This window comes from Vibrio sp. VPAP30, assembly GCF_001188205.1.
Lineage (GTDB): Bacteria > Pseudomonadota > Gammaproteobacteria > Enterobacterales > Vibrionaceae > Vibrio > Vibrio bivalvicida.
Map to the genome: position 1 here is coordinate 51,586 of NZ_LBLS01000008.1, position 21,510 is coordinate 73,095.

Here is a 21,510-nt window from a genome sequence, read left to right on the forward strand (position 1 = left end):
CAAAGCGAGAAATCTTGTTGCACAAGCATTGTCAAACGAAATCTACAATTTGTGATTGCACCGAAACATTTGCTTTCCGCTTTTACTACACCCTTTAATCAGGGAGTGCTATTCTGTGCTCCTCTACCCAATAGGTCAGATTTAGGTTTTTGTGCCAGATTAATAGCAGAAACCAAACACATAATCTGGCATTATTCTTTTTAAGGAGTCATCCGTGTCTGAATTCCATTCTGAAATCAGCAGCTTATCACCTGCTCCACTTTGGCAGTTTTTCGATAAGATCTGTTCTATTCCTCACCCTTCAAAACAAGAAGAAGCCCTAGCACAATACATCGTTGATTGGGCTAAAGAGCAAGGCTTAGACGTTCGCCGTGATCCTACTGGCAACGTTTTCATTAAAAAGCCAGCTACGCCGGGCATGGAAAATAAGAAAGGTGTCGTTCTACAAGCACACATTGATATGGTGCCACAAAAGAATGAAGACACAGATCATGACTTCACAAAAGATCCAATTCAGCCATACATTGATGGTGAATGGGTAACAGCGAAGGGAACCACACTAGGTGCCGACAATGGCATGGGTATGGCCTCTTGTCTTGCGGTACTGGCTTCAACAGAAATCAAGCACGGTCCTATTGAAGTGCTTCTAACAGTAGACGAAGAAGCAGGCATGACGGGTGCATTCGGCCTTGAAGCGGGTTGGTTAGAAGGCGATATCCTTCTTAATACCGACTCAGAGCAAGAAGGCGAGGTCTACATGGGCTGTGCCGGTGGTATTGATGGTGAAATGACTTTCGATATCAAACGCGAAGCGCTTCCAGCAGGCTTTACTACTCGTCAACTGATCCTAAAAGGTCTAAAAGGTGGTCACTCAGGCTGTGACATTCATACTGGTCGCGGCAATGCCAACAAACTGCTTGCTCGATTCCTAGCAGGTCACGCGCAAGAGCTAGATCTTCGCCTTGTCGAGTTCCGAGGTGGTAGTCTGCGCAACGCGATTCCTCGTGAAGCGTTCGTGACCGTAGCAGTACCAGCGGAAAATGAAGCTAAACTGGCAGAGTTATTCGAGTTCTACACTAACCTACTTCGTACTGAGCTAGGTAAAGTGGAAACAGACATCGTTTCGTTCAATCAAACGATCGACAAAGACTCACAAGTTTTAGCTGTTGCAGACCAGCAACGTTTTATCGCGGCATTAAATGCTTGCCCCAACGGCGTGATTCGCATGAGTGATGAAATTGAAGGCGTGGTTGAAACGTCTCTAAACGTTGGTGTCGTGACTACTGAAGTAAACCAAATCCAAGTCTTGTGCTTAGTTCGCTCTCTGATTGATTCTGGCCGTCAACAAGTAGAAGGCATGCTGACTTCTGTCGCTGAACTGGCTGGCGCTCAAATTGAGTTCTCAGGTGCTTACCCAGGTTGGAAACCAGACGCAGACTCAGAGATCATGGCTATCTTCCGTGACATGTACGAAGGCATCTACGGTCACAAGCCAAACATCATGGTTATTCACGCTGGTCTTGAGTGTGGCCTGTTCAAAGAACCTTATCCAAACATGGATATGGTGTCATTTGGCCCAACCATCAAATTCCCACACTCACCAGATGAGAAAGTGAAGATTGATACGGTTGCCCTATTCTGGGATCAAATGGTTGCCCTATTAGAAGCGATTCCTGAAAAAGCGTAATTCTCATTACTAAATCTAATCCTAAAAGCCAGCTTACATTAGCTGGCTTTTTTTATTGCCCCCTAATTCCTATCCATAAATATTTTTTGTCGTCACGGTGATTTCTTTTCGTTAGTCAGTGGGAATCATGGTTGCTAGAGTCGCCCTCGTTGAAGCACCTAAGGGTAAATTCTCTGCCCTCTTCAGGCACTACACTCGGCATAAAACGACCGTGTTAAGTTGGGGATGCTCACTTCAATCGAGCATCTTAATTACTCTCTAGGGTCTGTTGATCTTTCGAGCTGATTTTTGCAGCTGTTTGTGGAAAATTTATACAAGGCAGAGGCTTTGAAGTGTAGCTAGCCTACATGAAAAGCCGATAACGCAGTAGAAATGAACCACAAACGCTGCCCGAAGGGTTCGGCTAAAATCGTTTTATGCTTTGTTAAGGGGTATTTACTTAGAATGACTAAGCTACACACCCCTTGCCGCGCCTAAAACGATTTTATCTCGAACAAAATTTAACCGCGAAAGACCAACAGACCCAAACTTATTATTACTGCGATGAAAGAAAAACTACTTGTTGGTTGGCGAGAGACCCTCAGCCTACCGAGCCTTGGTATTGATAAAATTAATGCAAAAATCGATACCGGAGCCAAGACCTCGTGTTTACACGCATTCAAAGTAGAGAGCTTTAACAAGGACGAAGCTCAATGGGTTCGCTTCTGGATCCACCCAATTCAGCATAATACGGACATAGAAATTATGTGTGAGTCTGAAGTCATTGATGAGCGTATTGTTCGCGACTCAGGTGGCCATGAAGAATCGCGTTATGTGATCAGCTCTAGTTTGAGCATCGGTGGCGAAACTTGGCCAATTGAAATTACCTTAACTAATCGCGAAAACATGACTTTTCGTATGTTGTTAGGCCGTACAGCCATGCACAACCGCATCGTTGTCGACCCTGTTGAATCGTTTTTAGTCCCTTTCGAGGAAAGCAAATAATGAAAATTGGTATTTTATCTCGTAACGCTAGCTTGTACTCAACCAAGCGTTTGATTGAAGCGGCAAAAAACCGTGGTCATGAGGTAAAAGTCATCGATGCACTTCGTTGCTACATGAACATCAACTCAGACAAACCTGAAATTCACTTTAAAGGTGAAGAACTGTCTGGTTTCGATGCCATCATTCCTCGCATTGGCGCTTCTGTCACTTTCTATGGCACAGCGGTACTGCGTCAATTTGAAATGATGGGCGTTTACCCAGTTAACGAGTCGGTAGCCATCACTCGCTCTCGCGATAAGTTACGCTCCATGCAACTGCTATCTCGCAAGGGTATCGGCATGCCAATCACTGGCTTTGCCAGTAAACCTGATGACGTGAAAGACCTGCTTGAAATGGTTGGCGGTGCGCCAGTTGTTATTAAGTTACTAGAAGGGACCCAAGGTATCGGCGTTGTACTGGCTGAAACTCGTAAGGCCGCAGAAAGTGTTGTTGAAGCCTTTATGGGCCTGAAAGCCAATATCATGGTTCAGGAATACATTAAAGAAGCGGGAGGTGCTGATATTCGTTGCTTTGTGATTGGCGATAAAGTGATCGCTGCGATGAAGCGTCAAGGTGCAGAAGGCGAGTTTCGCTCTAACCTCCACCGTGGTGGCAGCGCATCGTTAATTAAGATTACTCCAGAAGAGCGACGCACTGCGGTCGCGGCTGCGAAAATAATGGGTCTAAATGTGGCCGGGGTTGATCTACTAAGATCAGAACGCGGTCCATTAGTCATGGAAGTAAACTCATCTCCAGGTCTTGAAGGTATTGAGGCCGCAACTGGTAAAGACATTGCTGGAATGATTGTCGAATTTATTGAGAAAAATGCGGCAAGCAAAAGGACTAAAACTCGTGGCAAAGGCTAAAAAGAATAGCGCATTCGAATTTCTCGGCGAGTCTATCCCGCCGGGAGAGCGTATGGTGATTGAGTTAGAAGCGGCAAAGCTTTACACCCATTCACCCTTATCGATCCCGGTCGAGATCATAAACGGAAAACAAGCTGGGCCCGTTCTTATGGTCAACGCAGCAATTCATGGTGATGAGCTTAACGGCGTTGAGATTGTTAGACAGTTAATCAACACTCTTGATGCTAACAAGCTCAAAGGCACCTTCATTGCTGTATCCATTGTTAACGTATTCGGCTTTATTCATAAATCGCGTTATCTGCCAGATAGACGAGACTTGAACCGCTGCTTCCCAGGTAGTGAAAAAGGATCGCTTGCTTCACGCATGGCAAACACCTTTTTCTCTCAGGTCGCTAAGCGCTGTGACTACATTTTGGATTTACACACAGGTGCAATTCACCGCACCAACCTGCCACAGATTCGCGCAGATTTAAGTAATCCAGAAACACTTCGTATTGCTCAGGCGTTCGCTACGCCAGTGATCGTTGATGCTCCACTACGAGACGGCTCTCTGCGTAGCGAGGCTGAACGCTTGGGCATTCCGGTTTTAACCTATGAAGCGGGAGAAGCGCTAAGGTTTGAGCCTATTTGTATCAGTGCGGGCTTCATCGGGGTTCAGCGTGTCATGCAGGCAATTGGTATGCTGCGTTCAAGTCGCAAAAAGTTGCCAACACCGATGATCGCTAAGTCCACCAGCTGGTTGCGCGCGGAAAGTGACGGCATTCTTCGAACTGTGGTGACGTTAGGCGAAAAAGTAGAAAAAGGTCAGGTGCTGGCTTACATCAGTGCGCCGTTAGGCCACAGTGAGATAGAACTCACCGCTCGCAAAGGCGGGATTGTTATCGGTCAGCAAACTTTACCTTTGGTTAACGAAGGTGACGCCATCTTCCATTTGGCTTACTTTGAACAAGACGATCAAGAAGTTGAGCAGGTGGTTGAAGAGTTTATCGAAGAAGTGATCGATGCTGATTTGGAGCCCTTAACCACAGGTCAGATCAACTCTCCGTCTTAGTCTGGGTATTGAGTAAAAAAATAGCCCGCATTTTTGCGGGCTATCTTATTTATTCGTTTATCCAAAAGAGGCCCAAATCACTGTGGCGACTAAGATAGGACATACGAACTTCACGTAGGCAGGCCACAGTTTGCCAAACCAGCCTTGAGTAAATTCGGGACAGCCTTGCTCTAGCTCTTTAATCTTAGAGTGACGATTCCATACCCAACCGCCAAATAGGCAGAACAACAGTGCTGCTGCTGGCTGAAGATATTGGGTTGCTACCATCGCCACCAAACCAAACATGGCCGCAAAGTTGTAGACAATCACCACACTGAACAGTGCAATCAAACCACCTAGCACCCAGCTTGTTGGTATTCTCTTGGTATTAAAGCGCTCACTCACTAAAGCAACCGGACACTCCAGCATAGAGATAGATGATGTTAGTGCGGCAATGGTTAGTAGTAAAAAGAATACAATCGCAAACAACTGGCCGAGCAAGCCTAAGCTATCGAACATTAGTGGTAATACAGTAAACACTAGGGTATCTGAGCTAAGCAGTGAGCCATCCTCAGCGTAAATTTGTACCCCTTTTTGCATCGCGACAAACATAGCAGGCATAACAACAAGGCCTGCAATAAAGGCGACTGCGGTATCCACTAAGGTGACGTTCATTGCCATCTTAGGCAGATTCTCTTTTTTGCTTAGATAAGAACCATAGATCAGCATCGAACAACCACCGATAGTTAGCGAGAAGAAGCCCTGCCCCATCGCCGCTAAGATCAGTTTACGATCCATCACTTTTTCAAAATCTGGAATCAAGTAGTGCTTCAAGCCTTCCATCGCACCATTTTGCGTCATGATGTAGATGAATAGCAGAGCAAACAAGACAAATAGCGCTGGCATCAATCGAGTAGACCACTTTTCAATCCCCTGTTTAACGCCACCTTGAACAATGAGCACAGTGAGAATGTAAAAAGTAATCGTACCGAACAGATTGCGCTCAACACTAAAGCCTTTAAACCAAGCAGTCGCGGCTTCCATACCTAAAACATCGGTAATGGCACCAAGCAAAAAGCAAATCAACCAACCGCCGACGATACTGTAGAAAGCAAGCACGGCACTTGGCACAGTCAAGCCAATCCAACCAACGGCGGCACCGACTCTTTTTCCTGCCGGATTAGTCGTTAAAGATCGCATACTATCAACAGGGTTAGCCTGACCATGACGACCTATCGCCATTTCAACGACCAACATAGGAAAAGCGACCACTAGGATCATCACCAAATAAACAAGCAGGAAGGCACCGCCACCGTTGCTTGCCGCTTGAGTAGGGAAACCCCATATATTGCCTAAGCCAACCGCAGCGCCTGCTGCGGCAAGAATAAACCCGAGACGAGAACCAAAGTGTTCGCGAGATTGAGAATTGTCTACTTGTGCCATACCACTTAAATCGCACCAATGAACTAGTTAGCTAGTACATTAATGCAAAACACCATTATTGACAATAAAAATGGTTTATAGAGGAATGAAAAGGATTAATTAGCAGCCTGTTTAACTTGAAAATTCAGGATTACAGATCAGTTTCACTGAATAGAGACTAATCTTAGTTTAATTTCTATCACTTTGTTTCGCTTCATAGAGAGCGACATAGCCGCTCTTTTCTATGATCGAATTCCTTGAGCAATCATTACCTAGATAGTGAAAATCTGATAATCCTTGAGCTGAGGGATTTTCTTATGCAGTTGCTGCTCTTGTTCCGCCATTTGTTCAAGAGAATCACAGAATTCTTCACTCTGCTGCTCAACCTCAACCGCGTGTTGCTTTAATCGCTCCGCAATACGCTCTTTTAGCTCACTCATTGAGTTCGCCATTTCAGTTAAGTTTAAGCCGCCCTCAGCTTTCATCTTTTCAGACATCGCATTGAATGCGCTAGTAATAAACTCTTCGTTGAACAGTGCTTTCGCTTTTTCGAAATCTTCAGCCCATGTTTCACTCAGTGAACCAAAGCTATTTGCTGGCAGCACAAGATCGCCATTGTTGTAGTAGCGCGCTTCAATATCAGCATAGAATTGCGTCATTGATTGTTTAACGCTATCGAACGCTTCTGGCGCATTAAAACTTACCGCCACATCATCGATAATGTCATTAGCAAGGGCTAAACCATCCTGAGCAATCTTTTTTGCACGCGGCAAATAATCATTCAAGCTTTCACGATATTGCGCAATTGCTTGTTGCTGGTCACCATCAAGCTCAATTTTCTCACCATGAATCAATAAGTTGTTACCAGCGTCGAAAACTGCTCTCTCACCACTGTTTTGTAAAATTTCCAAGCGTTCACCATTGAGATGAATCTCATTCTTTAAATCCACTTTACATTGTGCCGCGTAAACGTGGCTTGAAAGCAACAGAGGTAAAACAAATAATACCTTTTTCATTGTCATCCCACTCAATTCATTGACTGTTAGCATAGCAAAGTTGTTTTTTAGTTTGTCAGCTAATGGTTTCTATCTCGTAGCTATGTTCGATTTCACCAATCTTATAGCTGACTTCATCACTGACACACTTAGACTTTAAAGCCTGACCAAGTGGGGATTCAAACGTAACCAGCACGACAACATGCTCTTTAGCTGCCACCTTTAGTCCACCAGCACACGGCGATAAAAAGAACCAATGGCGATGGTCATCAAGGTCGAGCAATGAAACTAAGCAACCCAGTCCAACGACTTGTGGCTCATGCGGCAACACTAAATTGTTCATGATCTGAATTTCTTGCTCACACTCTTGAACGCGTATCGCTTGCCCATGTGCCAAATACGAAGCTTCGAGCGCCAACGTGTCATACTTGTGTTCAGGAACCGTCTCTTCATCGGTCGCAGACTCGATCGCCCTTTGCGCAGAACTGACTGCAATGTCTAATTTACTCTGCAATTGGGAGAGAATTAATTGCCACAGCTCCAGTTTATTCATACTAATATCATATTCCTTTGTTGTAATTACCTTTAGAATACCCGTGACTACAGCAGAAGAGAATAGCGGGAATGGCCTTATGAACACGTCCACTCATCAACCCATAGTGGAACAAACACTTGGGCAAACTTTTGGATTTAATCACCTAAGGTTAGGTCAGCAACAAGCAATTGAAACGATTCTTGAAGGTCGTTCTTGCGCCGCTATTTTTCCAACCGGGTCAGGTAAGTCTTTGTGCTATCAGCTACCCGCAATCCTTTTGCCACACCTGACTTTGGTGGTCTCTCCTCTTCTCGCGTTGATGAAAGATCAGCTCGCTTTTTTACACAGCAAAAACATCGCTGCCGCTTCGATAGATTCAAGCCAAACTCGCGAAGAAACTCAGCAAGTAATGGAGCGAGTCCGGTGTGGTGAAGTCAAAATACTGATGATCTCAGTAGAAAGATTAAAAAACGAACGTTTCCGCCAATTCATATCGCAAGTTCCTATGTCTCTACTGGTTGTTGATGAGGCACACTGTATCTCAGAATGGGGGCACAACTTTCGCCCCGATTACTTAAAACTTCCTCAATATCTTAAAGAGTTCAATATCCCGCAAGCTCTACTACTCACAGCGACAGCCACTCAAGCCGTTATCAAAGACATGAGTGAGAAGTTTTCCATCGCTAGCGAAGACCTTGTTGTCACAGGTTTCTATCGTTCCAACCTAGATATAAGCGTTATTCCGTGTGAAGAAGACAACAAAGCCGACGGATTACTAGACCTTCTTCGTCCCACTCCGACAGCTCCCACAGTTGTCTATGTGACTCTCCAACAAACAGCCGAGTCTGTGGCTAAAGTTCTGCGCAAAGGGGGGATCAATGCGCAAGCTTACCATGCAGGTATGAAGCCTAATATTCGTGAATCCATCCAAGATCAGTTTATGCATGGAGAAATTGACTGCATTGTCGCTACCATTGCATTCGGCATGGGCGTCGATAAATCAGATATTCGCCGTGTCGTCCACTTTGACCTGCCAAAATCTATCGAGAACTATGCTCAAGAAATTGGTCGAGCTGGTCGAGATGGCAAGCAGTCTCAGTGTATTTTGCTCGCCAATCAAAACGGCCTCAGCACGTTAGAAAACTTTGTCTATGGCGATACTCCTGAATTAGGCGATATTCACTCTGTACTCGAACAAGCACTAAACAATAGTCCACAGTGGGAAGTGGTACTTTCAAGATTGTCTGCGGAAACCAATATTCGTCAACTGCCATTAAAAACGCTGTTGGTTTATATGGAGATGGCTGGTGTTATACAAGCCAAGTTCAGTTACTTTGCCGATTATCGATTCAAATTTATCAAAGACAAGCAATTTATCATCAATCAGTTTGATCCAGCTCGTCAGCAATTTGTATCCGCTCTGTTTGATTGCTCAAGCCAAGCCAAAGTGTGGTGTCAGGTCGATTTCGACTCATTGTGGAATCATTTCCAAGGTGAACGTCAAAGAGCCGTTGCTGCTCTCGATTATTTTAATGAAAAAGGCTGGATTGAGCTTGAAAGCAAACTCATGACAGAGGTGTATAAAGTGATTACACCGACGCAGAACATTGCGGAGTTATCTCAAAGCTTGTGGTCATTGTTTAAAGAAAAAGAAAATAGCGATGTGAAACGGATTCACAACCTGCTTAGTTACTTTCAGTCAGAGCAATGCTTAAGTTCTGAACTAGCACGCTATTTCGCTGACTATAACGCACCATCTCGATGTGGTCACTGTAGTGTTTGCCGTGGCGATAAAGCGATTCTTCCTCAACCAAACGTAGAGCTGCACAACAACGAGCAACTTTCTAACTGGTTAAATGAACTCAATCATAAAGCAGGAGAAAACCTCTCACTACATCTGCAAGCTAAATTCTTGTGCGGCATCGCTACACCTAAATTTACTAAGATCAAAGCGCGTTCTTTATCTGGATTTGCACAGCTAGAGTCGACCCCATTTGCCCAAGTACTAGAGCAAATTGATCATTTAGGCAATTAAAAGAAGCTGAGTTGTTTCGCCTGTTCTTCCGGTTTAAGCATAACATTTAACCCCAACAGCCGGATCTCTCTGCCCTGTTGGCGCTTCAAAATATCACTCAATAACTGCTTAAAATATTCCAGTTCAAGGTACGGGTGAATATGTTCAATCGTGGTTAACTGGAAATCAGCGAATTTGAGTTTGATTCCTTGCTTGATGATTGCCTTATCAGGAGAGACCTTTTGCAATCGTTTTTCCAGTTCAGGAAAGAGCTTTTCTTCTATTACTTGCCAACACTCCTGAAAAGAAGAAATGTTTTGGCTAAAGGTTCTCTCTACACCGACTGATTTTCGCTCTCGTTCAATCACCACCTCACGATTATCCACTCCATGGCTCTTATTCCATAAAGAAGCTCCTAAACGACCGAACTTCAGCAACAGCTCGCGGTAATTACTGTTCTTAATATCCTCACAGGTAAAAAAACCAGACTGGTGCAATTTCTCTAGACTGACTCTCCCTACTCCCGGTATTTTTTCTAAGGGCAGTTTATCGACAACCTGTTGGACCTTATCTGGTGGGATCACATATTGGCCATTAGGTTTGTTCATATCAGAAGCAACCTTAGCCAAAAACTTAACCGGAGCAATTCCAGCCGATGCCGTCAGTGAGAGCTCATTGTAAATATCTCTTCTGATCGCTTCAGCAATCAAAGTCGCCGACCCCTGACACTGGGTACTGTTTGTCACATCTAAATATGCTTCATCCCAAGACAAAGGCTCAATGAGTGAAGTATAGCGAGAGAAAATGTCGCGAATTTGCTTGGAGACTTGTTTATAAACTTGCATTCGACCAGGAACCACTAATAACTGAGGGCATAGCTGCAACGCTCGCGCCGTCGGCATCGCGCTACGAATACCAAACTTCCTTGCCTCATAGTTGCAAGTACTAAGCACACCACGTTGTTTTTCATGCCCACCTACGGCAAGTGGTCGCCCACGATAGGATGGGTTATCCCTCATTTCGACCGCTGCATAAAAGCAGTCCATATCGACATGGATGATTTTTCTCACTTTTTCGCTCATCACCACCGATAAAAACCTACAAATAACTGTATATAGATACAGTTTAATTTATATAATGAAGTTCTCATAGAGAAAATTGTCGCTAAATTATCCGCGCAAGCTCGAAAGATAGGTTTATTATTAAAGCTATAGCGACGATTAAGAGGCAGGACTTTGAACAATAAAGTACTGGTTGTAGAAGATAGCCGTGCGTACCAAAACTACCTGACGCAGCAGTTAACAGCTATCGGTTGTCAGGTTTATAGTGCCGAGACCCTAGCTGAAGCAAAGCACATCCTAGAGCAACACCGCGAGTTTCGATTTGCCGTTTTAGACTATACCTTGCCTGATGCTCAGAATGGAGAAGTCATCGATTTCGTTCTTGAACATAAACAAAAAGCCATCGTCCTTACGGCGACCTTTAATGAAGATGTAAGAGAGCGTTTTCTCGCCAAAGGCGTTGTAGATTATCTGCTTAAAAATAGTATGGCCTCGGTCGCTTATCTTATTCCTCTCGCTAAACGACTACTAAACAACGATAAACATCACGCCCTTGTCGTTGATGACTCGGCCACCGTTCGCAGACATGTCACCCAACTATTGGAGCATCAATATATAAAAACAACTCAAGCAGAAAATGGTCAAATTGCAATTGAGAAACTAAACCAAGATCCATCGATTACTTTTGTCATTACCGATCATGATATGCCTGAAAAAGATGGCATTACAATGATTCAAGAGATACGCCAGACGTATGACAAGAATGCTCTGGGTATCATTGGCCTATCTGGCAGTGACTCTAAAACCTTAACGGCTCAGTTTCTTAAGGCAGGAGCCAATGATTTTTTAACTAAGCCTTTCAACCAAGAAGAGTTCTACTGTCGAGTCCATCAATTGCTAAATATGAAAGAAGCGACAGAAGAGCTGTATAAACTCGCCAATCAAGACGCTCTAACCGGGCTTTGGAATCGTCGATTTTTGTTCGGCCAAGCCTGTGCTTCTTGTACTAATCGCAGCATCGCTATGATTGATATCGACCATTTCAAAGCAGTCAATGACACTTATGGTCATGATGGCGGTGATGCAGCGTTAAAAGTAATCGCCAACATTTTGAAGATCTACTTTCCAGATGAAGTCGTCGCGAGATTTGGCGGTGAAGAATTCTGTATTCAGTCTAACATCCCATTTGATGATTTTATTACTCGCATCGAAAATGTCCGAGTGAGAATCGAGAAAACGATGATCAAACACAATTCAAATACCATTCAAGTAACGGTAAGTGTTGGAGTTTGTAACAGCAATGCAAGTTTAGATGAGCAAATTAAAATCGCTGACGATCGACTCTATACAGCTAAAGAGGCTGGCAGAAACCGCACTATTTACAGTTAATGTGCTTCACTCTTTGAATACAAAAACACCGACATAATGTCGGTGCTTTACTCCGATTAAGACGTAGCGTTAAGCGATACGATCTTTCTCCCAAGCGGCAAGTTTCTCAGCACGAATAGCCTCACGTGCTTCGCGCTTCTTACGCGCATCACAAGGTTCAGGACAATTGCAGACTTTGTCGATGCCCACTGCACCTAGACCGCCACAGCTACCTTTTACTACTTTTTTCTGGATGATATAGCCGATTGACATAGCGGCAATCACAGCCATAAACACACCAAAGGTAATTATAAATGTACTCATAATGACATGCTCATAATTATATTATTGATTCATAAACGGCTTGTAAGCTTCAGAAGCTAACTCTTTAAAGCCATCTTGGGTTTTCACAATCATAAACGCAGGAATGTTATTGTCGTTAGCAACCTGCATACCTAGCTCTTCACCAAGAACCATCAAGCCCGTAGCCAACCCATCTGCAGTCATAGATGATTTATCCAGTACCGTCACTGATACCACCTTGTGGCGAATCGGTTTGCCTGTTTGAGGGTTGATGATGTGCGAGTATCGTACGCCATCACGCTCAAAATAGATACGGTAATCGCCTGACGTCGCTACTGCCATATCTCCAGGTTCAATAATCTCTTGGATAGCACGCTCATCCGTAGACGGTTTTTCAATCGCGATACGCCATTTAACCCCTTCACGGTTGAGACCTTTCAGGCGCATTTCACCACCGACTTCAACCATGAAGTTCTCAACACCTTGAGATTGAATGTAGTCTGCAACGACATCCACACCCCAGCCTTTTGCGATCGTGGATAGATCAACGTACAAGTTAGGAATATCTTTTTTAAGTGTATTACCTTCAACAGAAAGGTGTTCAATACCCGTCATCGCTTTACGCGCTGCGAGCTCTTCATCGGTAGGGACAACTTCAGGTCGAGCTTCTGGGCCAAAGCCCCAAAGGTTAACCAATGGACCCACCGTCACATCTAATGCACCATGAGTAAGACCGTTTAAACGAATCGCTTCTTTCACAACGGTAACCGTTTGTGGAGATACGGCGAATGATTCTGATGACTGAAGCTGGTTAAAGCGACTTAACTCAGAGTCCTTACGGTAGGTCGACATCTGGTCATTGACCTCTTCAAGCAGTCGATCGACTTCTTGCTGAAGCACCTCTGGTGAAGGGATACCCTCCGCTGAGATGTATTTAATGTTGTAAGTTGTGCCCATTGTTGGGCCACTTAGATGAACCTGCTCCGCGGGCTTTTCACAGCCAGCTAAAACGAGTAGAGAAGCAAATGCAACAAGCCATTTTTTCACTTGTTAGACTCCTTAAATTCGAAACGGGAATAGCACATACGTTTTATATAGAACGCATCGACTATTACCACTCTTTAAAAAATAATGGCTGACTTATAGCAGTCAGCCATCTTATATACGTAATTTCAATTAGTTGGAGTTGTAGCTAGGCGGTAAATAAACCCAAGCCTATGAGCATAGATCGTCTATGTGATTAGGTTGGGTTTATGAAACCAACAACGCTACAGCTTCAAATACGCTGAAATTTAGCCGCCGAAGTCATCCAGTAGAATGTTCTCGTCTTCTACACCTAGATCTTTAAGCATGCCGATAACAGCTGCGTTCATCATCGGTGGACCACACATGTAGTACTCACAATCTTCAGGAGCTTCGTGATCCTTCAGGTAATTTTCGTACAGTACGTTGTGGATGAAGCCTGTGTAACCATTCCAGTTATCTTCTGGCATAGGGTCAGACAGTGCACAGTGCCACACGAAGTTCTCGTTTTCAGCTTGTAGGCCGTCGAAATCTTCTACGTAGAACATTTCACGCTTAGAGCGTGCACCGTACCAGAAAGACATCTTACGAGTAGAGTTAAGACGCTTAAGCTGATCGAAGATGTGCGAGCGCATCGGAGCCATACCAGCACCACCACCAACGAAGACCATCTCGTTGTCTGTGTCTTTCGCGAAGAACTCACCAAATGGACCAGAGATAGTACATTTGTCGCCCTCTTTAAGAGACCAGATGAACGAAGACATAATACCTGGCGGTACTTCAGGATTATTAGGCGGCGGCGTAGCGATACGCACGTTTAGCATAATAATACCTTCTTCTTCTGGATAGTTAGCCATTGAGTAAGCGCGGATTGTTTCTTCGTTTACCTTAGACTCGTAGCGGAATAGGTTAAACTTGTCCCAATCTTCGCGGTACTCTTGTGGTACATCGAAATCAGCGTATTTCACGTGGTGAGCAGGAGCTTCAATCTGGATGTAACCACCAGCACGGAAAGGTACTGATTCGCCATCTGGAATTTGTAGTTTAAGCTCTTTGATGAATGTTGCTTTGTTATCGTTAGAGATAACTGAACATTCCCACTTCTTAACGCCGAAGATCTCTTCAGGAAGTTCGATGTCCATGTCAGTTTTCATTGCAACCTGACACGCTAGACGCTCACCTTCACGCGCTTCACCTTTAGTAATATGGTCAAGCTCGGTTGGCAGAATGTCACCACCACCTGATTTAACTTTTACGCGACACTGGCCACATGAGCCACCGCCACCACAAGCAGAAGATACGAATACACCAGCACCAGCTAGAGCACCCAGAAGCTTACTGCCTGGTTGTGTAACGATCGCCAATGATGGGTCGTTATTCACAGAGATTGTAATGTCACCTGATGGTACTAGTTTAGATTTAGCGAACAGAATCACTAAAACTAGCGCCAAAATAATCAGGGTAAACATCACTACACCAAAAATAATAGTATTCATGACTATTCCTTTAATTGCTGCCGTTTACCCGACTTACAGTTGAACACCAGAGAAAGACATAAAGCCTAACGCCATTAGACCAACTGTGATGAACGTGATACCAAGACCGCGTAGACCTGGAGGTACATCAGAGTACTTCATCTTCTCACGAATACCTGCAAGAGCAACGATAGCTAGCATCCAACCCACACCTGAGCCGAAGCCGTATACTACTGACTCTGCAAAGTTGTAGTCACGTTGTACCATGAAAGATACACCACCGAAGATCGCACAGTTTACTGTGATCAGCGGTAGGAAGATGCCTAGTGCGTTGTACAGAGGTGGGAAGAAGCGATCTAATATCATTTCTAGAATCTGTACTAGAGCCGCGATTACACCGATAAAGGTAATGAAGTTTAGGAAGCTTAGATCCACACCTTCAAGTAATGCATTCTCTTTTAAAACTAGGTTGTAAAGTAGGTTGTTCACAGGTACTGCAACAGTCAGTACGAAAACAACGGCAACGCCAAGACCGAAAGAGGTCTTAACTTTCTTAGATACAGCAAGGAATGTACACATACCTAAGAAGAACGATAGTGCTAAGTTTTCGATGAAAATCGATTTAACTAGCAAGCTAATGTAATGTTCCATGACGTCCTTACTCCTTCGCTTCTACTTGCTCTGGTTTCAGAATACGGATTGCCCAGATAAGGAAACCGATTAGGAAGAATGCAGATGGTGCTAGAAGCATCAGACCGTTAGGCTGGTACCAACCACCATTGCTCACTAGAGGTAGAACTTCCATACCAAACAATTTGCCAGAGCCAAATAACTCACGGAAGAAACCAACAGTGATAAGAACGAAACCGTAACCAAGACCGTTACCAATACCATCGATTAGCGATGGAAGTGGCTCTGACTTCATTGCGAATGCTTCAGCACGACCCATAACGATACAGTTGGTGATGATTAGACCTACGAATACCGATAGCTGCTTTGAGATATCGTATAGGTAAGCTTTTAGCACTTGGTCTACCACGATTACTAAAGATGCGATGATCGCCATTTGAACGATGATACGCACACTGTTAGGAATGTGGTTACGGATGATTGAAACGAAGAAGTTAGACAATGCAGTTACGAAGATAACCGCTAGTGTCATTACAAAAGCCGTTTCTAGTTTGGTTGTTACTGCCAATGCAGAACAAACACCAAGAACCTGAAGCGCGATTGGGTTGTTATCCAATACGGGTGCTAACAAGCTCTTCTTAACGTTTTGTGCGCTAGACATTAGTTCAGACCTCCGTCACGAACTTTTGCTAGGAATGGACCAAAGCCCATGTCGCCTAACCAGAAATCAAATGTACCTTGAACACCGTTACCTGTTAGTGTCGCACCTGATAGGCCATCAACACCGTGTTCAGAACCTGCTGGAGCACCACCTTTGACAATCTTGATTGCTGGTTTGTGGTTTTCATCAAACAGTTTCTTGCCTTCAAACTGAGCACGCCAAGATGGGTTCTCAATTTCACCACCAAGTCCAGGAGTCTCACCCTGTTCGTAGTAAGTGAGAGCAGATACAGTGTTACCGTCAGTTTCTACTGCAACAAAAGCGTACATCATTGACCATAGACCAGTGCCGTGAACAGGCAAAATGATCTTAGATACTGAGTCACCGTCTTTAACTAGGTAAACCACACCCGTGTTTGCACGACGAATAATCTTCGCTTTGTCTTGATCAGCCGTTAGCTTGATTGACTCTGCTGGATCTTTTGCAGCTTTGCGTTGGTCATAAGTCGCAGCGTCGCCGTCGACAAAAGCGCCAGTGTCAAAGTCGACTAGACGAGGCTCAATGTACTGAGCGAATAGCTCTGGTACTTTCTTGCCTGCCGCATCGATGCCTGCAACTTCAACGATTTTGGTCTGCTTATCTAGTACAGCGTTCGCTTTTTGTTTGTCGCGTAAACCTACAGCTGCTGTTGATACGATGATTGAACAAACAAGGCTCAACCCGATAACAACACCCAGCGTTTTTTTAATGCTGTCGTTATTACTTGCCATAGCGTGCTTGTCTCCGCTTGATGTTCTTCTCGATAACTAAATGGTCGAATAGAGGTGCAAACAGGTTCGCGAACAGAATCGCCAGCATCATACCTTCTGGATATGCTGGGTTTACCACACGAATAAGTACACACATCACACCGATTAGCGCGCCGTACCACCATTTACCTTTGTTAGTAAATGAAGCAGATACAGGGTCTGTCGCCATAAAGAACATACCGAATGCAAAGCCACCTAGAACTAGGTGCCAGTGCCATGGCATGTTGAACATTGGGTTAGTATCCGAACCGATGACATTAAACAGCGTTGCTGTTGCAATCATACCGATCATCACACCTGCAATAATGCGCCATGAAGCAATTCTCATGTAAACGATCATTGCAGCACCGATCATTAGTGCCAATGTAGATACTTCACCAATCGAACCAGGAATGTTACCGATGAAAGCATCCATCCAAGTGATTGGAGCGCCTGTCACTGTATTGACTAGTGCACCGTTGCCACCTTGTGCCCATTGGCTAAGCGCCGTTGCACCAGAGAAGCCGTCAGCAGCTGTCCAAACTACGTCACCTGAGATTTGCGCAGGGTAAGCGAAGAATAGGAAAGCACGGCCAGCAAGTGCTGGGTTAAGGAAGTTACGACCAGTACCACCAAAGATCTCTTTAGCAACCACAACACCGAAGGTAATACCTAGCGCCGCTTGCCATAAAGGAAGTGTTGGTGGAACAATAAGTGCAAATAGGATAGAAGTAACAAAGAAACCTTCGTTAACTTCGTGCTTACGCACCATACAGAACAGCACTTCCCAGAAACCACCAACGATGAAGACCGTTGCATAGATTGGTAGGAAGTAAGTTGCACCTAGGATTATCTTACTGCCAACGCCGGCATCGGCGGCTAAAGTGCCCCCAAGCATTTCTGTTAGCCAGTAGTGCCAGTTACCAGCAACAACCGCTGCTAGCTGATCACCTACATACATATGGTTAAGTGCTGATATAGCTTGGCCACCCGCATTGTACATACCCCAGAACATTGCAGGGAATACCGCGAACCAAACCATGATCATGATACGTTTTAAGTCAACGCTATCACGAACGTGCGAGCTTTTCTTCGTTACTAAGCCTGGCGTGTAGAAAAGTGTTGCTGCTGCTTCATATAAAGCAAACCACTTCTCATGCTTACCACCTGGCTCAAAATGATGCTCGATGTCTTCAATAAACTTTTTAAGAGCCATGAAAATTACCCTTCCTTCTCGATGGTATCTAGGCATTCACGAAGGAGTTCACCGTACTCGTACTTACCAGGACACACAAAGGTACACAATGCTACATCTTCTTCGTCTAGTTCTAGCGCACCCAGTGCTGCTGCACTGTCAGTATCGCCTGCACATAGATCACGAAGTAGCAGAGTCGGTTCCATATCTAATGGCATAACACGTTCGTAGTTGCCGATTGGAACCATTGAACGATCACTACCGTTAGTGGTGGTTGTCATATTGAACAACTGACCTTTAAAGATATGACCAAGGAATGAGCGAGTCACAGAGAACTTGTTTTTACCAGGCATAGCCCAGCCAAACAGTTCTTTTTCACGGCCTTCACGTAATACAGAAACCTGTACGTGGTAACGACCAAGGTATGCGTGAGGTCCAATTGCATGAGTACCAGTTAGTACTGAACCAGAAATCACACGAACTTCACCTGGCATTAGCTCGCTATCCGTTACGTCATCAAGGCATGCACCTAGAGATGTACGTACTAGACGAGGGTTATTCACTACTGGGCCTGCCAGAGAAATAATACGATCAGTGTAAAGTTCACCAGTTAGGAACAACTTACCGAAGGCGATAACGTCTTGGTAGTTGATACTCCACGCCACATTTTCTGCATTTATTGGGTATAGAAAATGCATGTGGGTGCCAGCAAGACCTGCTGGGTGAGGGCCATCAAATACATGCTCTTCAACATTTGATTGAGAAGAACGAGGAAGACTTGTACCAGATTTACATACGTAAACCTTGCCATCAGTCAGAGTTGAAAGCAGATCTAAACCTGCAACGAACGCTTCTTGTTGCTCATTGATGATCAACTCAGGCTGAGCCGCCAATGGATTGGTATCCATAGCAGTAACGAAAATAGCCTTAGTAGAAGATTCGATTGCTGGAACCTTGCTAAACGGACGAGTACGTAAAGCGGTCCAAAGACCTGATTCAACCAGTTGAGTTTTCACCGCTTCACGGTCAATACTTGCTAGTTGATCAGCTTCAAACTTATCGAACGTCACCTGCTCTTCACCTGCAACTTCAATCACAACTGATTGAAGTACACGCTTAGCGCCACGGTTAATCTCGATCACTTTACCAGCTGCTGGTGAAGTAAATTTCACACCTGAGTTCTTCTTATCTTCAAAAAGAACTTGAGCTTTCTTTACTTCATCGCCTACGCGGACATGCATAGTAGGACGCATGCCGACGTACTCTTCGCCAAGCAAGGCGACTTTTTTGATGGTCTTACCATCATTAATCACCTGGGTAGGAGTTCCTGCTACAGGAAGGTCCAAACCCTTCTTTATTGTAATCATACGCACTTGCACTACTTTTATCGGGAAAAAGATTCTTTGTTTGCGTAACTTTTAGACACGACACTAGTGTCCGGTTTTGGTGAAGTTTTAAACACCAAAATCGCAACATCCTATTAAAAATCTCGCTACAAGAATTCAGCGAGATTTATCAGGTGCGGTAGTCTATCATCTTTTTTGAAGTTGATGCCATGATGAATGCTATGATTAACAGAGATATTTCGAGCGAATAGGGTTTAAAGGCTATGGAATAGTCATAACTTTGAGCCACCGCACAAACACAAATCTGAGCGCTATTTCCTATTTTTCTAATTCATTCACATCATGAAACATTCTGTTTTAAAACCAACCATTGCATTTATTTGTTTCTACCTTGTTAACATCAAAACTATCGCTACCAATAAAAAGGGTAGCAAACGCTACCCCTTTTTGTGGCTTATTTTGAGCCGCCGAGACACATAGGGCTATCGGGTGCGAGCTGATTCTGCTCTTTCCATTCACCAGCCGTATAGGTATGCATCGATAATGCGTGGATTTGGTGAGCAAGCTCTTGTGCAAGCACTTGATTTACTTGGCGGTGTCGCGCAATCAAACGCGCCCCTTCAAATTCCTCGCTGACAATGACCACTTTAAAGTGGCTTTCTGAGCCTGGTGGAACATTATGCATGTAACTCTCATTGACGACATTGAGATAGTCAGGGCTGAAGGCTTCAGTCAGTTTATTTTCAATAACTTCTTGTATCATCGGTTTTTACCATCAGATATTAACAACTTTATAAGGTTAGATAATAATCGCCTCTAGCATAAAGCTAAAGGTTTTAGTTTCCTCAACCTTCAGCTTTTGCGACAATTTGACCATTACTGACTTGCTTGCATTCCAAATATGAAAACTGAGCTTACTTTGCATCAGCGCACCCTCTCTTTATTCCGCTACCCGAAAAGAAACAACGAAACTCTTCAAGCATGGGATGCTGGAGACGAATACCTGATAAATCATGTTGAAGAACTAGAGTTACCAAATGATCAGAACATTCTGATTATTAACGATAACTTTGGTGCTCTAAGCTGTTGGTTTAGCAAACGACATAAAATCACTTTGATGAGTGACTCGTTTATCTCTCATCAAGGTGCACACGTCAATCTTAAGGCAAATGACTGCCCGACGATCACTTACTTGACCACGATGGATCAGATTCCGAGTAACATAGATCTAGTACTGTTTCAGTTACCTAAAAGTAATCGCCACTTAGCCTGGCTGCTCAGTCAGCTGCGCGATACGCTAGATTGCTCAGTCCCTGTGATTGCTGTCAACAAAGCCAAAGAAATTCACACTTCGACACTCAAGCTGTTCGAAAAATACCTTGGCGAAACCAAAACATCGCTGGCTTGGAAAAAACATCGCCTTGTCTTCAGCAATGCCAACAGTCAAACACCAATCAAAGTCTCTCCTGACACTCGTTGGTCTGTTGATGACGAACAGATTGAGCTTAACAATCTGCCTAATGTTTATTCTGGAGAGAGCTTAGATCTCGGCGCTCGTTTTATGCTTGAGCACTTACCACAAAATCCACAACTAAAACACGTACTCGATTTAGGCTGCGGTAATGGCGTGTTATCGGTAAAAATGGGCCAACTAAATCCTCAGATAAAACTCACTTGTGTCGACGAGAGCTTTATGGCGGTGGAATCCGCGCAACAAAACCTTATCTCAAACTTAGGAAAAGAGAGAGAGTTAGACTGCATCGCCAACAATTGCCTTGATGGAATGCCCGCGAAAAATGTCGATTTAGTGATGTGTAATCCCCCTTTTCATCAGCAACAAGCGATTACGGATCACATTGCATGGCAGATGTTCTGTGATGCAAAGCAAATTCTTAGTGTCGGTGGACAATTATTAGTTATCGGCAACCGTCACCTCGGCTACGATGGAAAGCTAACTAGACTGTTTGGCAAGTCGAACGTAAAAGTTGTCGCTTCCAATAAGAAATTTGTTATTTTACAAGCGACTAAATAGTCCACTATTATCTGTCTATACGTTTCAGTAGGCTCGCAGAGTTAACAAGAAAGGAA

The 21,510-nt window shown here is 44.2% G+C and carries 20 protein-coding genes; 7 read left to right on the forward strand and 13 right to left on the reverse strand.

The genetic code is table 11. The annotated features are described in order from the left end of the window. Nucleotides 1-214: 214 nt before the first annotated feature. The 4 genes from ZX61_RS00740 (at nt 215) to ZX61_RS00755 (ending at nt 4,627) form a co-directional block, all read left to right on the forward strand. Nucleotides 215-1,687: an aminoacyl-histidine dipeptidase gene (locus ZX61_RS00740; protein WP_049842823.1), complete on the forward strand. Its 1,473-nt coding sequence runs from the start codon at nt 215-217 to the stop codon at nt 1,685-1,687. Nucleotides 1,688-2,230: 543 nt separating this feature from the next. Beyond that, nucleotides 2,231-2,671, forward strand: coding sequence for an ATP-dependent zinc protease family protein (locus tag ZX61_RS00745; RefSeq protein ID WP_049842824.1), 441 nt, complete (start codon nt 2,231-2,233; stop codon nt 2,669-2,671). Next, on the forward strand, nt 2,671-3,576 hold the full coding sequence (rimK, locus tag ZX61_RS00750; RefSeq protein WP_049842825.1) for a 30S ribosomal protein S6--L-glutamate ligase: 906 nt from the start codon (nt 2,671-2,673) through the stop codon (nt 3,574-3,576). Before ZX61_RS00745 ends, rimK begins: the two co-directional genes overlap by 1 nt. Then, nucleotides 3,536-4,627, forward strand: coding sequence for a succinylglutamate desuccinylase/aspartoacylase family protein (locus ZX61_RS00755; RefSeq protein ID WP_049842826.1), 1,092 nt, complete (start codon nt 3,536-3,538; stop codon nt 4,625-4,627). The genes rimK and ZX61_RS00755 overlap by 41 nt, the downstream gene beginning before the upstream one ends. Nucleotides 4,628-4,684: 57 nt before the next feature. Here the strand turns inward: ZX61_RS00755 and ZX61_RS00760 are convergent, their stop codons facing one another. The 3 genes from ZX61_RS00760 to ZX61_RS00770 all read right to left on the reverse strand — a co-directional run bounded on the left by ZX61_RS00760 (nt 4,685) and on the right by ZX61_RS00770 (nt 7,576). Beyond that, nucleotides 4,685-6,049: a sodium-dependent transporter gene (locus ZX61_RS00760; protein ID WP_049842827.1), complete on the reverse strand. Its 1,365-nt coding sequence runs from the start codon at nt 6,047-6,049 to the stop codon at nt 4,685-4,687. A gap of 251 nt (nt 6,050-6,300) precedes the next feature. After that, nucleotides 6,301-7,044, reverse strand: coding sequence for a YggN family protein (locus tag ZX61_RS00765; protein WP_049842933.1), 744 nt, complete (start codon nt 7,042-7,044; stop codon nt 6,301-6,303). A 55-nt stretch (nt 7,045-7,099) separates the two neighbouring features. Further along, a complete protein-coding gene (locus tag ZX61_RS00770; protein ID WP_049842828.1) occupies nt 7,100-7,576 on the reverse strand; it encodes a GreA/GreB family elongation factor in 477 nt (158 codons plus the stop codon). A 79-nt stretch (nt 7,577-7,655) separates the two neighbouring features. Here ZX61_RS00770 and ZX61_RS00775 point away from each other — a divergent pair, with 79 nt between their 5' ends. After that, the gene (locus ZX61_RS00775) at nt 7,656-9,593 is read left to right on the forward strand and encodes a RecQ family ATP-dependent DNA helicase (protein ID WP_049842829.1); all 1,938 of its coding nucleotides are present in this window, start codon (nt 7,656-7,658) and stop codon (nt 9,591-9,593) included. Here the strand turns inward: ZX61_RS00775 and dinB are convergent. Next, complete coding sequence (dinB, locus tag ZX61_RS00780) at nt 9,590-10,654, reverse strand: DNA polymerase IV (protein ID WP_049842934.1); 1,065 nt, start codon at nt 10,652-10,654, stop codon at nt 9,590-9,592. The genes ZX61_RS00775 and dinB overlap by 4 nt on opposite strands. A 153-nt stretch (nt 10,655-10,807) precedes the next feature. Between dinB and ZX61_RS00785 the strand changes: the two genes are divergently transcribed. Beyond that, the gene (locus tag ZX61_RS00785; RefSeq protein WP_049842830.1) at nt 10,808-12,022 is read left to right on the forward strand and encodes a GGDEF domain-containing response regulator; all 1,215 of its coding nucleotides are present in this window, start codon (nt 10,808-10,810) and stop codon (nt 12,020-12,022) included. Nucleotides 12,023-12,091: 69 nt separating this feature from the next. Here ZX61_RS00785 and nqrM read toward each other — a convergent pair whose 3' ends face one another. The 9 genes from nqrM to bolA all read right to left on the reverse strand — a co-directional run bounded on the left by nqrM (nt 12,092) and on the right by bolA (nt 20,185). Then, a complete protein-coding gene (gene nqrM / locus ZX61_RS00790) occupies nt 12,092-12,325 on the reverse strand; it encodes a (Na+)-NQR maturation NqrM (RefSeq protein ID WP_049842831.1) in 234 nt (77 codons plus the stop codon). Nucleotides 12,326-12,346: 21 nt separating this feature from the next. After that, nucleotides 12,347-13,351, reverse strand: coding sequence for an FAD:protein FMN transferase (locus ZX61_RS00795; RefSeq protein ID WP_049842832.1), 1,005 nt, complete (start codon nt 13,349-13,351; stop codon nt 12,347-12,349). Nucleotides 13,352-13,596: 245 nt separating this feature from the next. Further along, on the reverse strand, nt 13,597-14,823 hold the full coding sequence (gene nqrF, locus ZX61_RS00800; RefSeq protein WP_049842833.1) for an NADH:ubiquinone reductase (Na(+)-transporting) subunit F: 1,227 nt from the start codon (nt 14,821-14,823) through the stop codon (nt 13,597-13,599). A gap of 33 nt (nt 14,824-14,856) precedes the next feature. Beyond that, nucleotides 14,857-15,453 carry an NADH:ubiquinone reductase (Na(+)-transporting) subunit E gene (nqrE, locus tag ZX61_RS00805; protein ID WP_004744903.1) on the reverse strand — a complete coding sequence of 199 codons (597 nt, stop codon included), beginning with the start codon at nt 15,451-15,453 and terminating at the stop codon, nt 14,857-14,859. 7 nt (nt 15,454-15,460) lie between these two features. Next, the gene (locus tag ZX61_RS00810; protein ID WP_049842834.1) at nt 15,461-16,093 is read right to left on the reverse strand and encodes an NADH:ubiquinone reductase (Na(+)-transporting) subunit D; all 633 of its coding nucleotides are present in this window, start codon (nt 16,091-16,093) and stop codon (nt 15,461-15,463) included. Continuing rightward, nucleotides 16,093-16,863: a Na(+)-translocating NADH-quinone reductase subunit C gene (locus ZX61_RS00815; protein WP_049842835.1), complete on the reverse strand. Its 771-nt coding sequence runs from the start codon at nt 16,861-16,863 to the stop codon at nt 16,093-16,095. Before ZX61_RS00815 ends, ZX61_RS00810 begins: the two co-directional genes overlap by 1 nt. Continuing rightward, the gene (locus tag ZX61_RS00820) at nt 16,853-18,097 is read right to left on the reverse strand and encodes an NADH:ubiquinone reductase (Na(+)-transporting) subunit B (protein WP_049842836.1); all 1,245 of its coding nucleotides are present in this window, start codon (nt 18,095-18,097) and stop codon (nt 16,853-16,855) included. Before ZX61_RS00820 ends, ZX61_RS00815 begins: the two co-directional genes overlap by 11 nt. Nucleotides 18,098-18,102: 5 nt before the next feature. Continuing rightward, the gene (locus tag ZX61_RS00825) at nt 18,103-19,443 is read right to left on the reverse strand and encodes a Na(+)-translocating NADH-quinone reductase subunit A (RefSeq protein ID WP_049842837.1); all 1,341 of its coding nucleotides are present in this window, start codon (nt 19,441-19,443) and stop codon (nt 18,103-18,105) included. 433 nt (nt 19,444-19,876) lie between these two features. Continuing rightward, nucleotides 19,877-20,185, reverse strand: coding sequence for a transcriptional regulator BolA (gene bolA, locus ZX61_RS00830; RefSeq protein ID WP_049842838.1), 309 nt, complete (start codon nt 20,183-20,185; stop codon nt 19,877-19,879). A 138-nt stretch (nt 20,186-20,323) separates the two neighbouring features. Between bolA and ZX61_RS00835 the strand changes: the two genes are divergently transcribed. Next, the gene (locus tag ZX61_RS00835) at nt 20,324-21,454 is read left to right on the forward strand and encodes a methyltransferase (protein ID WP_049842839.1); all 1,131 of its coding nucleotides are present in this window, start codon (nt 20,324-20,326) and stop codon (nt 21,452-21,454) included. Nucleotides 21,455-21,510: the final 56 nt, after the last annotated feature.

Coding starts and splice junctions, on each gene's coding strand:
- ZX61_RS00745 (WP_049842824.1), top strand. CDS start 2,231: ATGAAAGAAAAACTACTTGTTGGTTGGCGAGAGACCCTCAGCCTACCG.
- rimK (WP_049842825.1), top strand. CDS start 2,671: ATGAAAATTGGTATTTTATCTCGTAACGCTAGCTTGTACTCAACCAAG.
- ZX61_RS00755 (WP_049842826.1), top strand. CDS start 3,536: ATGCGGCAAGCAAAAGGACTAAAACTCGTGGCAAAGGCTAAAAAGAAT.
- ZX61_RS00760 (WP_049842827.1), bottom strand. CDS start 6,049: ATGGCACAAGTAGACAATTCTCAATCTCGCGAACACTTTGGTTCTCGT.
- ZX61_RS00765 (WP_049842933.1), bottom strand. CDS start 7,044: ATGAAAAAGGTATTATTTGTTTTACCTCTGTTGCTTTCAAGCCACGTT.
- ZX61_RS00770 (WP_049842828.1), bottom strand. CDS start 7,576: ATGAATAAACTGGAGCTGTGGCAATTAATTCTCTCCCAATTGCAGAGT.
- ZX61_RS00775 (WP_049842829.1), top strand. CDS start 7,656: ATGAACACGTCCACTCATCAACCCATAGTGGAACAAACACTTGGGCAA.
- dinB (WP_049842934.1), bottom strand. CDS start 10,654: ATGAGCGAAAAAGTGAGAAAAATCATCCATGTCGATATGGACTGCTTT.
- nqrM (WP_049842831.1), bottom strand. CDS start 12,325: ATGAGTACATTTATAATTACCTTTGGTGTGTTTATGGCTGTGATTGCC.
- nqrF (WP_049842833.1), bottom strand. CDS start 14,823: ATGAATACTATTATTTTTGGTGTAGTGATGTTTACCCTGATTATTTTG.
- nqrE (WP_004744903.1), bottom strand. CDS start 15,453: ATGGAACATTACATTAGCTTGCTAGTTAAATCGATTTTCATCGAAAAC.
- ZX61_RS00810 (WP_049842834.1), bottom strand. CDS start 16,093: ATGTCTAGCGCACAAAACGTTAAGAAGAGCTTGTTAGCACCCGTATTG.
- ZX61_RS00815 (WP_049842835.1), bottom strand. CDS start 16,863: ATGGCAAGTAATAACGACAGCATTAAAAAAACGCTGGGTGTTGTTATC.
- ZX61_RS00820 (WP_049842836.1), bottom strand. CDS start 18,097: ATGGCTCTTAAAAAGTTTATTGAAGACATCGAGCATCATTTTGAGCCA.
- ZX61_RS00825 (WP_049842837.1), bottom strand. CDS start 19,443: ATGATTACAATAAAGAAGGGTTTGGACCTTCCTGTAGCAGGAACTCCT.
- bolA (WP_049842838.1), bottom strand. CDS start 20,185: ATGATACAAGAAGTTATTGAAAATAAACTGACTGAAGCCTTCAGCCCT.
- ZX61_RS00835 (WP_049842839.1), top strand. CDS start 20,324: ATGAAAACTGAGCTTACTTTGCATCAGCGCACCCTCTCTTTATTCCGC.